General features: G+C 38.6%; 13 protein-coding genes and 1 riboswitch. Of the genes, 6 read left to right on the forward strand and 7 right to left on the reverse strand.

Going from position 1 to position 13,926, the window contains the following annotated elements:
- Positions 1–141: 141 nt before the first annotated feature.
- Positions 142–615 carry a Dps family protein gene (locus I6F47_RS18865; RefSeq protein ID WP_004334993.1) on the forward strand — a complete coding sequence of 158 codons (474 nt, stop codon included), beginning with the start codon at positions 142–144 and terminating at the stop codon, positions 613–615.
- A gap of 284 nt (positions 616–899) precedes the next feature.
- On the opposite strand, the gene I6F47_RS18870 is transcribed toward I6F47_RS18865, so the two are convergent.
- A complete protein-coding gene (locus tag I6F47_RS18870) occupies positions 900–3,842 on the reverse strand; it encodes a TonB-dependent receptor domain-containing protein (protein ID WP_007579812.1) in 2,943 nt (980 codons plus the stop codon).
- A 238-nt stretch (positions 3,843–4,080) separates the two neighbouring features.
- On the opposite strand from I6F47_RS18870, the gene I6F47_RS18875 reads away from it, so the two are divergent.
- Complete coding sequence (locus I6F47_RS18875) at positions 4,081–4,833, forward strand: LytR/AlgR family response regulator transcription factor (protein WP_007579810.1); 753 nt, start codon at positions 4,081–4,083, stop codon at positions 4,831–4,833.
- 22 nt (positions 4,834–4,855) lie between these two features.
- On the opposite strand, the gene I6F47_RS18880 is transcribed toward I6F47_RS18875, so the two are convergent.
- The 4 genes from I6F47_RS18880 to I6F47_RS18895 all read right to left on the reverse strand — a co-directional run bounded on the left by I6F47_RS18880 (position 4,856) and on the right by I6F47_RS18895 (position 9,026).
- Entirely contained in the window at positions 4,856–5,254 is a 399-nt protein-coding gene (locus I6F47_RS18880) for a hypothetical protein (RefSeq protein WP_007579808.1), read from the reverse strand.
- Between the two features lie 60 nt (positions 5,255–5,314).
- Positions 5,315–7,390 (reverse strand): S9 family peptidase, encoded by a 2,076-nt coding sequence (locus I6F47_RS18885; RefSeq protein ID WP_165729131.1) that lies wholly within the window; start codon positions 7,388–7,390, stop codon positions 5,315–5,317.
- Positions 7,391–7,532: 142 nt separating this feature from the next.
- A complete protein-coding gene (locus tag I6F47_RS18890; protein WP_010554848.1) occupies positions 7,533–8,096 on the reverse strand; it encodes a hypothetical protein in 564 nt (187 codons plus the stop codon).
- 96 nt (positions 8,097–8,192) lie between these two features.
- Positions 8,193–8,281, reverse strand: a riboswitch (cyclic di-GMP riboswitch).
- 88 nt (positions 8,282–8,369) lie between these two features.
- Entirely contained in the window at positions 8,370–9,026 is a 657-nt protein-coding gene (locus tag I6F47_RS18895) for a cytochrome b/b6 domain-containing protein (protein ID WP_007579804.1), read from the reverse strand.
- Between the two features lie 107 nt (positions 9,027–9,133).
- On the opposite strand from I6F47_RS18895, the gene I6F47_RS18900 reads away from it, so the two are divergent.
- The 3 genes from I6F47_RS18900 (at position 9,134) to I6F47_RS18910 (ending at position 10,704) form a co-directional block, all read left to right on the forward strand.
- Entirely contained in the window at positions 9,134–9,838 is a 705-nt protein-coding gene (locus I6F47_RS18900) for an AzlC family ABC transporter permease (protein ID WP_024589490.1), read from the forward strand.
- Positions 9,835–10,134 (forward strand): AzlD domain-containing protein, encoded by a 300-nt coding sequence (locus I6F47_RS18905; RefSeq protein ID WP_004335020.1) that lies wholly within the window; start codon positions 9,835–9,837, stop codon positions 10,132–10,134. Before I6F47_RS18900 ends, I6F47_RS18905 begins: the two co-directional genes overlap by 4 nt.
- A 72-nt stretch (positions 10,135–10,206) precedes the next feature.
- Positions 10,207–10,704: a glutathione peroxidase gene (locus tag I6F47_RS18910; RefSeq protein WP_165722824.1), complete on the forward strand. Its 498-nt coding sequence runs from the start codon at positions 10,207–10,209 to the stop codon at positions 10,702–10,704.
- Between the two features lie 118 nt (positions 10,705–10,822).
- Here I6F47_RS18910 and I6F47_RS18915 read toward each other — a convergent pair whose 3' ends face one another.
- Positions 10,823–11,008, reverse strand: coding sequence for a PA3496 family putative envelope integrity protein (locus I6F47_RS18915; protein ID WP_007579801.1), 186 nt, complete (start codon positions 11,006–11,008; stop codon positions 10,823–10,825).
- A 388-nt stretch (positions 11,009–11,396) separates the two neighbouring features.
- Here I6F47_RS18915 and I6F47_RS18920 point away from each other — a divergent pair, with 388 nt between their 5' ends.
- The gene (locus tag I6F47_RS18920) at positions 11,397–12,191 is read left to right on the forward strand and encodes a YggN family protein (protein WP_165736359.1); all 795 of its coding nucleotides are present in this window, start codon (positions 11,397–11,399) and stop codon (positions 12,189–12,191) included.
- 238 nt (positions 12,192–12,429) lie between these two features.
- Here I6F47_RS18920 and I6F47_RS18925 read toward each other — a convergent pair whose 3' ends face one another.
- Positions 12,430–13,872 carry an aminotransferase-like domain-containing protein gene (locus tag I6F47_RS18925; RefSeq protein WP_197184364.1) on the reverse strand — a complete coding sequence of 481 codons (1,443 nt, stop codon included), beginning with the start codon at positions 13,870–13,872 and terminating at the stop codon, positions 12,430–12,432.
- Positions 13,873–13,926 lie beyond the last annotated feature (54 nt).

The raw sequence follows: 13,926 nt of genomic DNA on the forward strand, positions 1-13,926 counted from the left end.
AGTCTAAAGTGAATATAGGTATCAAAAACAGCTAATAGGTTAAAACTATTAATTAGATACATTTAAACGATTTTACTAATTTATCGAAATTAGTAATACTTATCACAAGTTCACAAACAAACGGTTATTCAGGAGCAAGTTATGTCACATGTAAACGCAATTGGTCTAAACAGCGCAAAAAGCGAAGACATCATAAAGTCACTCAATACATTATTGAGTAGCTACCAGATTCAATACATGAACGCGCGTGGCTTTCACTGGAATATTAAAGGCCGTAACTTTTTTGAACTACACGTTAAGTTTGAAGAAATTTATAACTTACTACTTCTAAAAGTAGATGAAGTTGCAGAACGTATTTTAACGTTAGATGGCGCACCTCTACATGCATTTTCTGATTACCTTGAAGTAAGTAAAATCAAAGAAGCTAAAGGTATTAGTGATGGCGTTACAGCCGTAGAAAACCTACTTGCTGGTTACAGCACATTAATTCACATGCAGCGTGATATTTTAAGCCAAGCTGGTGATGCAGACGATGAAGGTACAGCCTCACTAATGAGCGATTACATCTCAGAGCAAGAAAAATTGGTTTGGATGCTAAAGGCTTACTTAGACTAAACCAGCAAAAAAAAAGCCCTCAATGAAGAGGGCCACAAATAGGGATAAATCGTTAAATAATCAAGCGATTCGGTTACTATATTAGTCTCCCCTCGATACTAAACAACGCCCCTGTTACCAGTGGCGTTGTTTTTGGTTTAAGTGGGCACAATGCTCATATATTGGGATAAACAATGTATAAGCATTACTGCTCTTATTATTTTTTCCAATAAAAAAGCCCCAGCGATACTGAGGCTTTGTGAACGTAACTAATTAAGTAACTATATTAGTGTCGTTATTGTTGGTTAGAATTTACTTCTAAAACCTATGTAGAATGATTGACCAATTGGGTCGTACGTACCAGCATCAGTTTCAGTACCAGTACTTGAACCGCTCACACCCGATAAAATGCGTGGTGGCTCTTTATCAAATAAGTTACTTGCACCAGCGTAAAGCTCTGTTGAATCGCTGATATGGTAACTTGCTTGAACATCATGATACGTTACTGAACCAATCCCTACTCCACCTGGAGCAATACCAAAACCACTTAAGAATTGATCATCAAAGTCTGCAGCGCCAATGTAAGTTAAGCTCCAGTTAAAATCAAAGTCGTTAAGTTTATAACCAAAGTTCCAGTTAGCTTTATGCTCTGATGCACCAATTTCTCCAGCAAACTCATCTTTATCAGCGCCTGGAAGTGGGATGCTATAACCATCGATTAGGTAAGTATAAGCAAGGCGAGTTCTAAACGCACCAGGACCAATATCAGCAGAGTACGTTAGTGTTAAATCAACACCTTCTGTACCTAAACCACCACTGTTAGATACACCACTGTCGATAAATTCTAGTGAACCAGCACTATTATTACCTGATGGCGCACTACGACGAGTTACAAAGTCACAAAAGCTTGTATCGCCGCCGCCATAACATTGGTCAAGAATAAACTGACGAGGTGTTGATACGATTGCATCTGTAATTTCGATATCAAAGTAATCAAGCGTAATATCTAGTCCTGATATTAGGTTTTCTGGTGTAAATACTAAACCTACTGTTACAGAGTCACCAACTTCTTCTTTTAAATCTTGGTTACCACGGTTAAAGCCACTAATGCCTTGTAAGTCAGACTGGTTAAGCGTGAACTCACCATTTGAAGCGATATTAGTTGTAACACCACCATCTGTTCGACAAGCATCACCAGCAGCACCACCGCCACTATTAGTAACACCTAAACATGGATCGTTTAAGCCACTTGGGAAAGTTTGTGAAGGCGGAGAAAATAGTTCATCGATATTTGGAGCCCGTGTTGAACGAGCACGAGTAGCACGTAAACGTAAGCTATCCATTACTTCCCAATCAACACCCACATTCCAACTTTCAGTGCTACCTACAGTTGAATAATCAGATAAACGAACTGCTGCATTCATCGTTACAGAATCAAGCACTGGGATATTTGCTTCTACATAATACTCAGTTACATCAAACGAGCCTTCTGTTGCTGGGATTGCATTACCCGCATTAAGACCTGCTTGCTGTAGTGCATCAAATTCACTGCGTGAAAATTCTTCGCGGTATTCAAAACCAGCTGCAATACCTACCGTACCTGCTGGTAAATCAAATAAATCACCTGAAATATTACCACCAATGATTTCTTGCTCAACCGACGTTGAAAGCGAACTAGGTGCACTTACAAAATCAATAGCACCTTGCGATAACGAATTAAAACCATAAATGTCTACTGGTGCACAATTAAAGCCACGTGCTGTCGCATCGATACAGATAGCCTCATCAGTAATACCATCACCATCTAAATCTTGGCTATCGATCACAGCTTCTAAACCTTGACGGAAGCTTTGTACATTAACTAGACCGCCTGAAACTTGTTGCTCTTTTGTTTTACCGTATACATAGTAAGTATCGTAAAACCAACCATCGGCTATTTCACCTTGAAAACCAAGTGCTAAACGGAATGTATCACGCTCTGCTCGTGCTCCACGATTACCGATATCACTTAAACGTTTTGCAAAGAAGATATCTCGTGCGCCATCACCGTCGGTATCGGTTGCTGCGTTATATATATCGTCTGGAACAAACGCGTTACGTAAAAGCTCACCGTTTACATTAAATTCAATTGGTACCTGGCCATTTGCATAAATGTCGTCAGAGGCAAAAGGAAATGGCTCTAATTCAGAAACGGTTGTTGTTGCAGCGTAAGTGCCTTCATAAAAAAAGCTATGCTTGTCGCTTAACTCGTAGCTACCATTTGAGGCAAATAAGTAACGTTCTGTAGGTATTGCTATTGTACGTACACCGCTTCGGTTAAAACCATTTGCAGCTACGCCATCGCCGCCATTAGTACTAAATGAGTTTTGTAGGTTGTTTGCATCATTAAACGTAAATGTTTCATCTCCAGCGCTAAAACGACCTTGTGGTGGAAATGAAGATAAAAACGGGCTTACTGCATCAAATACAGAACCTGGATTTGCTACTGGATCATCTTCGAAGAAAATACCTGAAAATTGGTCTACCGCTGAGCGATCACGGTCACGTGAGAAAACAGCGCCTTGATCAGAGTAACCAAGGTGAAACATTGCGTGTCCTTTACCATCTGAGCTTGATAAGCCTGAGGTAAAGTTAAATTGGCGTGACTCATCATCACCTTCACTCGATTCACCGTACTGACCATCAAACTCAACGCCTTCAAAGTCATCTTTTAAAACAAAGTTAACTACACCAGCAACAGCGTCAGAGCCATAAACAGATGAAGCACCACCTGTCATAATTTCAACACGTTCAATAAATTGGCTCGGAATAGTGTTTAAATCGACAGCAGAGCTACCTGGTACACCTGATACATAACGACGACCGTTAACTAATACCAATGTACGGTTAGAACCTAAATTACGTAAATCTACAGTCGCAACACCTGCACTCGCTGTACTAAAGTTTGAGTTAGTACGACTGATTGCCGGTGAACCAAATGCTGGATTATCTAGTAGTAAATCTTGAATATTTAATGAACCAGATGCGTCGATTGCTGTGCTATCTACAACTTGAATAGGCGCTGATGACATCGCCTCAGCTGAACGAATGCGAGAGCCTGTAACTTGTACACGTTCTATTTTAGTAATTTCGTCATCTTCTGCAGCCACACCTTGAAATGAAATGCTTGCAAGTATCGCGCTGCTTAGCGCAACTGTTAACGACGATTTTTTAAATAATCGCGCGCTACCTTTGTTAGTTAATGTCATATAATTCCCCTGAATTGTTATTTTTGTAACTAAATAGTTACTTCGCGGATTACAGTAAGGGGATTTATTTAAACACTCTACGTACGTTATTTATTAGGCGTAATCTTTGGTATGAATAGCTAGTTTGATGGGACGAATTAGTACGTCACAATTATTTTATAAATATATTGTACTTTTCATAACAGTTTTTCCGCTAAGCACGGTCTTTATTATTATATACAGCAAGAGATATAAAATAATGGTCGCTTCTTTTCATGCATTAACTTTTGTTAGTAACACTAAGTTTGCAACATTTTTAACAAAGCGCGTGCAAGAGCACCGACACTTTGAATCTCAATCTTTTATTCAGGCAAACAGATTAGATCAGATAGATACAGATCAATACAACGTACTGTTTTACGAACTAACTAATCTGGCAGACCCTATGCAAATAGTGCATTTAACAGAGCTAGCTAAAAAGCTTAAGTTAGTCATTATTGCCCAGTCGGGTCATTTTGCGAGTTTTGCTTTTGAAGTTGGCGCTGTTGATTTTTTAATAGTAGATTCAACTGCACCACGTATCGATAAATGCTTTGATAAACTGATTCACCTTTGCCCGATTGCAAGCGCGGCCGAACGTCAATATCAACAAAGCACACAAACCGAAAAACCATCATCACATATCGTAGTTAAAGATGTAGGTAAGGTAAGGCTAATTGATATAAAAGATATTATTTGGATTAATGGTGCGGGCAATTATGTAGAGCTGCATTTTACCCAAGGTAGTACACCGGTATTACACCGCGAAACCATGAAAAATATTGAACAGCAGCTAGAGCCAGAAGGGTTTATTCGTATTCATCGCTCAACGCTGGTAAGAAAACAAGCTATCTGCGAACTGATGCCTACTGACAGTGGCGATTATAAAGTCAGACTTAAAAACGATATGTGCTTAAACCTTTCAAGGCGCTATAAAGGGTGTTTAGAGAGTATTATAAGCCCTCTTCAGTAGCGGTTTATAATACTCATATTAATTACCAGTTCTGTTTTATATAACTATCACTTGGATGCACTAATAAATAGCTTTCAGTATCTTTATAAAAATTAACTTCTACATCGCTATTTTTCCATACTTTTTCAAACATGTTTTTAGCTATGATATTAATGTTTATATAGTCAACTCGTTGATAGCCACGTTCTTTTACACCCGCAAAATAGGCCTCTAACGAATCAAGACTATCTAAAGTTAACAGTTCAAACTCTTTTAAGTTAACAATCACAAACTTAATCGTATTTTCAGGGTGAGTGCTCAATTCTTGAATAACACCATTAGTTAATGATGTTATACCTTCATTGTTAAAGCTCCCCTTCAATTTTAAATACATATGAGGGGGCTGTGAACAAATCTGAAATTCGCCATGTGCTCCAAACATAAATTACCTTATATATATCAACTTCTATATATAGAGTAATACAATTTTCCGATTTTGCAGTTAATTTAACAGCGCAATAAAAAAGGCCATTTCGAGGGCTTTTTCTTCTAAGCTTTTAAAACGACCTGATGCACCGCCATGACCTGCATCCATATCGGTTTTAAATACTAAAATATTACTGTCTGTTTTAAGTTCACGCATTTTTGCAACCCACTTCATAGGCTCCCAATACTGTACTTGTGAGTCATGAAGACCGGTAGTAACGAGTATGTTCGGGTAGTTTTGTGCGCTAATATTGTCATAAGGCGAGTAAGCTTCTATCACATCATAAAATTGAGGCTCATTTGGATTACCCCATTCATCGTATTCATTTGTTGTGAGTGGAATACTTTCATCAAGCATTGTGGTTAATACGTCTAAAAATGGTACATGACAGCCAACACCGCAATATAACTCTGGTGCCTGGTTTACAACCGCCCCCATTAATAGGCCACCGGCACTGCCGCCTGAGGCAAACACCTTATTGCTATCACAATAACCTTGATCAACAAGCGCTTTTGTCACATCAATAAAGTCACTAAAGCTATTTTGTTTATGCTCTTTTTTACCTTGCTCATACCATTCGCGACCTAGCATTTCAGAGCCTCGAACATGCGCAATAACATAAACAAAGCCACGATCGAGCAAGCTCAGTGACGAACTAGAAAAACTAGGATCAATCGTATAGCCATAGGCGCCATAGCCGTATTGAAATAACGGATTTGTGCCATCTTTTTTAAAGCTGTCTTTTCGATAAACAACAGACACAGGTACTTTAACTCCGTCGCGAGCAGTTACCATTAATCGCTCCGACTGATAGTCATCGGCATTAAAACTACCGAGTACTTTTTGCTGTTTAAGTAGTGTTTTTTCGCCAGTTGCTAAATCAACATCATATAAAGAACCTGGTGTTGTTAAGCTTGAGTAATAAATACGCGCAGTGCGAGTGTCTGGCTCTGGGTTCATTGCTATTGCAGCATAATAACAAGGATCGGCAAACTCAAGTGCCATACGATCCCCTAACCTATTAACAACTACGAATCGAGCTTGCCCTTGCTCGCGTTCACTCAATACCAAAAAGTCATTAAATAACTCTACACCTTCAAGCAGTACATTTTCTCTGTGAGCTGTATGCTCAAACCATTGTGTTTTATCAGCAATCGTTTCGTTTGTTGCTGTCATTAATCTAAAGTTTTTAGCTTGCCAGTTAGTCACAATATAAAATGTGTCACCTAGCTTATCTACGTCAAACTCGTGGCCATCTTCACGCGGCATTAATGCTTTAAATTCGTCAGTGGGCTTATTAGCATCAAGCACCCATGTATCGTTGGTCTCTGTCGATGCTAAATCAATAATAATTAAGCCTTCGTCGCGACTTTTACCAAGCCCCATAAAAAAGCTGCTGTCTTGCTCTTCGTAAACCATTACATCTTGGCTTTGCTCGCTGCCAAGCTCATGCCTAAATACTTGGTATCCTAGTAGCGTTTTTAAATCTTTTTTTACATAAAAAACAGTTTTATTGTCGTTAGCCCAAACAACCTGCCCTTCTGTATTTTCAAGTACATCAGGTAGCATTTCACCGGTCGTTAAGCTTTTAAAGCGAACATTATAAATACGACGACCTTCAGTATCTTCAGAGTAAGCCATAAGCTGCTCGCATGGGCTTAGTGCGACTTCTCCTAGCTCAAAAAACTCAAATCCCTCAGCTAATATATTCACATCGAGTAAAAGCTCTTTATTATCAGCCCTTATGCTCGTGCTTCTATAATGGCGAGAGTACTCATCATCACCACGAACTTCTGAGTGATACCAGTATTTCCCGTCTTTAACGGGTACCGAGTTATCGTCTTTTACAATGCGTGCTTTTAACTCTTCAAAAAGTGTATTTTGGAGTGGCTTCATTGCAGCTAACTGTTCATCGCAATACGCATTTTCAGCATGTAAATGAGCAAGTACTTGCTCATCCTGACGATCGTCATCACGCATCCAATAGTAATTATCAGTGCGTATTTTATTATGAGTACTTAATGTATGGGCTTGCTGTTTAGCAATCGGGAAATTAGGTAATAAACTTAAAGAATAGTCAGGACGAGACACAACAAAACCAATTAAAAAAATAACGTGATTTACAGTTTATCATAAAAATAAAAAAGCCCATCCAATAGTTGGATGGGCTAAAACGGTAAACGCTTCATTACTAAAACCGCTATACCTTTGGGAAGATAATTCACTAACAGCCTTATATTTGCTGCCAAGCCATAGCCCAGCTTTGTCCAACACCGGGCTCGAACATAAACTTTTTATCGTCACTCGCGCGGCAAAACTCATTAAATGGCCAAGGCCTACATTGATAAACATGCCCTGTTTTTGGCTGCAATACCTTAGTACCCGCATTATAGTTTTCACAATTTTCAGGGTACACGTAATCATAAGTATCAAGGTTATTAACAACACGCTCATCGCATTTTGCAATACAATGAAAATCGACATGCGCTTTACATATACCACTGCTTTGCAAAGCAAAAATTTCATTGTTTCTATAGGCTACAATTAAACCTTGTTCGGTCATTTTACCTGCGCTAACAAGGGGTACATGCACGTTAATATGCTCGGCAACTAAACGTGGCCATGCGTGAGGTTCACCTTGTTCAAGCGAGGTGATTTTGTAATCAAATGATAAACTAACTAGCTCTCCTTGCATGTCATAAAAGGTTACACTCACCACATCGCCAATAAACAATTGGGTATGATGATTTAAGCAACCTATTGTTGACCACTTTCCACAGGCCAACGACGTATGCATAAACACGGCAACACCTTAAGAGTTACAAAATCTTATCCATACACTATGGATACACAAAAAATACACTGAGGGCAAGTGATACATAACAACACGTTATGCAGTAGTCCCGCTACCATAGCTTTATAAAAAGCCTTAGACCGGAAACTTTGCGCCCTAATCTTTCGATTAGTTTGCCAGCAATGCGGCGATTATAATTCGGCCCCGCATAACAATCAAACAAAAGAATGTAACCAAAAATAAAAACCAACCCTTTAAGGTTGGTTTAATGTGTTTTTAACTAAATAAATAAGTTAAAGGTTCTTTTGCCCACGTAAATATCAGCAACACCAATAAAGATATAAATATTAGCCACGCAGGCCAAGACGCTTTTGTTACTTTAGCCTCAGAGTCATCCGCTTTTAACTCTTTTGAGCCTGTGATCATCGCCTTAACTAGCGGCTTACCTTTTATTCTATAAACAATAATAGCTAATACATGTAAACCAATAGCATAAAGTAAAATGTCAAAATTCAGCTCATGTAGCCAATTTGCAAAATCAATCGTATCGCTAGACACATATTGAGCAAGCGGGCCGTCAGTTAAAATGCCATCACTACTCATTAACCCGGTAATAAGCTGCGTAATTATAATTATAAAAAACACCATTACCATACAACTGCCAGGTGCTGAATGACCTAGCGAGTCGCTTGGTGTCTTTAGTGCCTTTAAAATAGCACGAGGAGAGTGCAGCAACCCACTTAATCTCGCAGTTTTACTTCCGATAATGCCCCATATTAAACGCGTTACGATGAGTGCTAAAGTAAAGAACCCAGCAACAAAATGAAGCTCAATCATGCCCTCTTCAATACTAAAATAAAGCACCGCAATACTTACAACCAAAAACCAATGAAAGCATCTAATAAACCCATCCCACACTTTTAACGTCGTCATTGCGCCTATCCTTAAAAAAACAGTATTATCTAATTCGTTAACTACTTTAACATCATAATATTAAGGTATCCTTATGAGCCATTCTACAAGCCGTGCGAGTAAATATCATGCAACCAGTTAAAAAAGCTATTTTAAAAGGCTTTTTAGATATGCTACCTCTGTGTTTAGCCGTTGTTCCTTGGGGTATTTTATGTGGTTCTTTAGCGATTCAAAATGGCTTTAGTGCACTAGAAACCCAAGCAATGTCGTTATTAGTCTTTGCAGGCTCTGCACAGCTTGTTGCAATTGAACTTATGGCGGGCAACACACCATTGCTCACAATTTTATTCACAACATTTATTATTAGCTCTCGGCACTTTTTATACGGTTTAGCTGTGCGTCATAAGGTAATTGACCAACCTATGCGTTGGCGCTTACCAGTAAGTTTTGTATTAACCGATGAGCTATTTGCATTTTCTCACCATAGAAAAGCGTACAGAACAAAAACACGTTTAATATACGCATTGAGCGCTGGTTTTAGCTTTTATATTGCATGGAATATTTGGACGTTAATTGGCATTGTAGCAGGCACAATGCTGCCCGACTTAACTAATTTAGGGCTCGACTTTGCCATTGCTGCCACGTTTATAGCTTTGGTTATTCCGGGCATTAAAAATCTGGCCTCACTCGTTACGGTAATTGTAGCAGGCATTAGCGCAACGCTTTTAAAAAGCACAGGATTTGAGTTATGGCTTGTTTGCTCAGCGCTGCTGGCAATGGCCGCAGGTTACAGCACAGCAAGACTAACCACTAAAAAGGAAGTAACGCCATGATGACGACTATTTTACTCATGGCGTGCATTACATTTTTTACGCGTTATTTATTTTTACACCGTGCTTTGCCGTTTAAAGTAGGCCCTAAAATGCAGCAATTTTTAAGCTTTAGCGCACCAGCAGTGCTTACAGCAATTTGGGTGCCTATCGTGTTTTTGAATGAAGATGGCATTAACTTAAACTGGCAAAACCCTTATTTAAGCGCAGCAATAGTCGCCATTATTGTTGCCTACAAAACACATAATATTTATTACACTACGCTTGCCGGTATGGGGCTATTTCTAATTTTAAATTAGTGCGATCTTTATACTTTATGAAATATTGTACTCAGGTTAAAATGCGGCTAACAACAATAAAAAGACGCCAATATGCACAAATTCCATCAATTAAGCGCAACAAGCTTGCAGGGTCAACCTATCAACTTTAATGATTTTGAAGGGAAGGTTGTGCTTATTGTTAATACCGCAAGTAAATGTGGATTTACCTACCAATACGAGTCGCTTCAAGCTTTGCATAATAAATATGCCAGCCAAGGTTTAGTTATTCTGGGATTTCCGTGCAATCAATTTGGTCAGCAAGAACCCGGCGACGCAACACAAATAGAGCAAGGGTGCTTAATTAATTTTGGTGTGAGTTTTTTAATGGCGGCCAAAGTAGATGTAAACGGTGAGCATGCTCACCCAATCTTTCGTTATTTAAAATCGGCTTTACCTGGTTTTTTAACACGTAAAATAAAGTGGAATTTTACTAAATTTTTAATTGCCGCAGATGGTACACCAATTAAACGTTATGCACCTTTTATTAAACCCGAAAAGCTAGAACTTACAATTCAAAAAGCATTAGCACAGGCTAAAAGTACGCTTTAAAAAGTAATAAAGAGGCGCAAGGCCTCCTTATTGCCAATACTATTGAAACTTAAACATACGCATAACTGCACATTTAAACTCTCAATATTAATTGGTATTTTATTTATACTAGTGAAATTTAATCGGTGTAATCGCTTAAATCGTCTTCGCCTAGATTTTTACGCAAGCGTTTTTGCTCAAGGTAGTCTTCCAACTTCTTTTTAACCTTTTGCTTGTTCTTATCGTGTTGATTACGTCCGAGCATTTCGTACTCGTCTTCAACAAAATCGTCATCTAGCGCATCGTAACTAAATGTCTTACCCACAACCCACTCCATAAAGTGTTTGAGACCAACCAAGGATTTTATTATCGCAATAGCCGGTAAAATTAAAAATGTTTAATGCCAAAGTGCACTGCAAATTAACATCAAAATAAAGCCACGCGACTACTGTAAATAGTCTTCATGTCAGTAATGTGAATAAATAGCGCTAAATTTGAATTGAGGAAAGTGAGAGTTTTTTATCGTATCGATAAATAAAATTTATTAATTTTTATTAGTTAGCCAATTTGACTAAAAAATAGTTATTTATTAATTATTTTGACTTGCTAAAAAATAAAGAAAAACACTTAATCAATTGTTTTTTATGGAAAAATAAAACTGGCATCAAACTTGTTATTAATTAATCGTCATCAACAAAAAGTAGAGAACAAACATGAAAAAATTACTATTAGTTAGCGCATTAATTTGTACGCCAGCCGCTATGGCTCATAACGACAACGATTCTGCAATTTCATTTAGTAACGATGAATGTAACGTCGAATTTAAAAACGATGTACGTATTAAACCAAACGAATTAGAAATTTTTACTGCCAATAATAAAACTATGCAATTTAATGCCCATGGTGACTTAACCGTAAATGGCGAGCTTGTAGCGCTTAATAGCTCACAACGCGAAGCACTGAATAAGTACTCTGACAGCTTACGCACTCAATTACCTGAAGTAGCTAACATAGCGCTTGAGGGTGTTAAAATTGCCGGTGTGGCATTAGAAGAAGTAGGCAGTGCATTTAATATTGACGGTCTTGATAATATGTCTGAGCTTATGGACGACATTAAAATTGAGGTAGAAAACACATTTTACCAGCAAGGTACATTTGTAATGGGCCAACAAAGTTTTAATCAATTTGGCGAAAACTTTGAACAACAATTTGAGCAGCAGATAGAAACAGCGGTTGAATCAGCAGTAATGCAATCAATGGGCAGTATTTTAGTGGCTTTAGGTTCTGAGTTACTTGGTTCAGGCGGCGATATGGATGCCTTTGAACAGCGCATGGAAAATATGGGTGCACAAATAGAAGAAAAAGTAGAGCTACATGCAAGCGCACTTGAAGAGAGAGCTAACTCTTTATGTGAAAACTTTGCTGATATTGCAAAACAAGAAGAGCAATTAGTAATGCAAGTGCCAGAGCTTAAAGGTTACCAGTTATTTAGCTTTAAACAGAATTAGTACAGCAAACGTTATTTAACATCCCTTTGGCAGCACTTAAGTTTACTTAAATGCTGCTTTTTTGTGTTTCCCAAACTTATACCAACCTGCATAAATCTTTGATCAATTTAACGAATTAAATTGCACTATAACGTCGTTAAAAATTTTTTATTTAAAACAACTAGATACAAAAACTTTTGCCTAGTTCTAGCGTAATTTTCTTAACGTTAAATAGACCCCATATATAAGCAGATTGGTATTACTTTTTAGCTAATAAAGTGAGCTTACCCAGAGTAATAATTGCTTGCTCTATCTGCTCGCTCCACGGCACACCATAACTTAACCTTACGCAGCTTTTATACTTATTAGAGGCTGAAAAAATAAGCCCAGGGGTAATACTAATACCAACCTCAAGAGCAAGTAAAAATAATTTTTGACTATCGTATTCGCCTCCTAAATCTAGCCACATTACACAGCCTCCTTTTGGATCGCTTATACGTGTATTTTTTGGCATAGCTTGTTGTAAACACCATCGCATACGTTCTTTGTTATCGCGCAGGCGCTGCCTGAGTACCTTTAAGTTACGGTCGTACTCGCCGCTGGCAATAAATTCTGATAACGCCCATTGGTTTATTAACGAAGCGGAGCAACTTAGTGCTCGTTTATATCGCCGTGCTTGTGTTGCAAATTTACCGGCAACGACCCAACCCACACGATAGCTAGGCGCTGCCGTTTTAGAAAAAGATGAGCAACTGATCACTAATCCTTTTTTAGAGTACGCTAAAGCAGGTGTGCCTCGTTTTGCCGTAAAATATAAATCGCCGTATACGTCATCTTCAATAAGCACTACGTCGTGGCTTTCGAGTAACTCCACCAGCTGCTGCCTATTTGTATCTGGCATAAAGCTGCCCACAGGGTTGCTAATTGCTGTCGAGAATAAACACGCTTTTATGTCATGTTCATTCAAAGCGCGATCCAAATCGCTTAACCAAATGCCATTATCTGGGCACAGTGGTATTTCGAGCGCTTTAAGCCCTAAGCTTTCTATTAGCTCTATAATCCCGTGATAACAAGGTGTCTCAATAGCCACTACATCGCCTGGCTTTGTTACACACTTAAGTGCAATAGCCATGGCTTCTTGTGCACCATTGGTGATCACAAGCTCGTCCATATCAATGCCAATGCCAAAATCTAAATAGCGATGCACTAATTGCTTTTTCAGCGGTACAAACCCATCTGTTGGGCCATAGTTTATGGCTTTACTGCCTGCGATAGTCATTACGCGGCGCATGTTTCTGGCGAGTGCTTTATCGGTAGGTGCTGCGGCAATTGGGTTAGCGATACCAAAAGGGACTACGTTCGCTTGATGAATCGCGCTGTACACCTGCTCTATTAAGGCTTGTTTATTTACCACAACAGGTTCGCGACTTAATTTAACTCGCTTAGGTAAATTGTGCGCCATGCTAACGACTTTTAAAAAATATCCTGATTTTTCACGCGCCTCTACCAACCCTTGATCTTCAAGTGACTGGTAAGCCTGTTTTACAGTGGGGATACTTATGCTTAAGTTATCTGCCATTTTACGCAGTGATGGAAGTTTTTCGCCGGGGAGTAAAACTTGTTGAGCGCTCATATCTCTAATCAACTGAATAACTTGCTGATATAAAAACTCATGCCCTTGGCTATTTTTTTGTCTTATCATCACACACCAAATCTGTATAGGTTACATTTTTACTTTTCTGTATATGGTAAGTAT

Source organism: Pseudoalteromonas sp. NZS37 (assembly GCF_015864265.1).
Taxonomy (GTDB): Bacteria; Pseudomonadota; Gammaproteobacteria; order Enterobacterales; family Alteromonadaceae; genus Pseudoalteromonas; species Pseudoalteromonas arctica.

What these genes read in the sequence shown, in the direction of transcription:
- I6F47_RS18865 (WP_004334993.1), top strand. Translation starts at nt 142, where the DNA reads ATGTCACATGTAAACGCAATTGGTCTAAACAGCGCAAAAAGCGAAGAC.
- I6F47_RS18870 (WP_007579812.1), bottom strand. Translation starts at nt 3,842, where the DNA reads ATGACATTAACTAACAAAGGTAGCGCGCGATTATTTAAAAAATCGTCG.
- I6F47_RS18875 (WP_007579810.1), top strand. Translation starts at nt 4,081, where the DNA reads ATGGTCGCTTCTTTTCATGCATTAACTTTTGTTAGTAACACTAAGTTT.
- I6F47_RS18880 (WP_007579808.1), bottom strand. Translation starts at nt 5,254, where the DNA reads ATGTTTGGAGCACATGGCGAATTTCAGATTTGTTCACAGCCCCCTCAT.
- I6F47_RS18890 (WP_010554848.1), bottom strand. Translation starts at nt 8,096, where the DNA reads ATGCATACGTCGTTGGCCTGTGGAAAGTGGTCAACAATAGGTTGCTTA.
- I6F47_RS18895 (WP_007579804.1), bottom strand. Translation starts at nt 9,026, where the DNA reads ATGACGACGTTAAAAGTGTGGGATGGGTTTATTAGATGCTTTCATTGG.
- I6F47_RS18900 (WP_024589490.1), top strand. Translation starts at nt 9,134, where the DNA reads ATGCAACCAGTTAAAAAAGCTATTTTAAAAGGCTTTTTAGATATGCTA.
- I6F47_RS18905 (WP_004335020.1), top strand. Translation starts at nt 9,835, where the DNA reads ATGATGACGACTATTTTACTCATGGCGTGCATTACATTTTTTACGCGT.
- I6F47_RS18910 (WP_165722824.1), top strand. Translation starts at nt 10,207, where the DNA reads ATGCACAAATTCCATCAATTAAGCGCAACAAGCTTGCAGGGTCAACCT.
- I6F47_RS18920 (WP_165736359.1), top strand. Translation starts at nt 11,397, where the DNA reads ATGAAAAAATTACTATTAGTTAGCGCATTAATTTGTACGCCAGCCGCT.
- I6F47_RS18925 (WP_197184364.1), bottom strand. Translation starts at nt 13,872, where the DNA reads ATGATAAGACAAAAAAATAGCCAAGGGCATGAGTTTTTATATCAGCAA.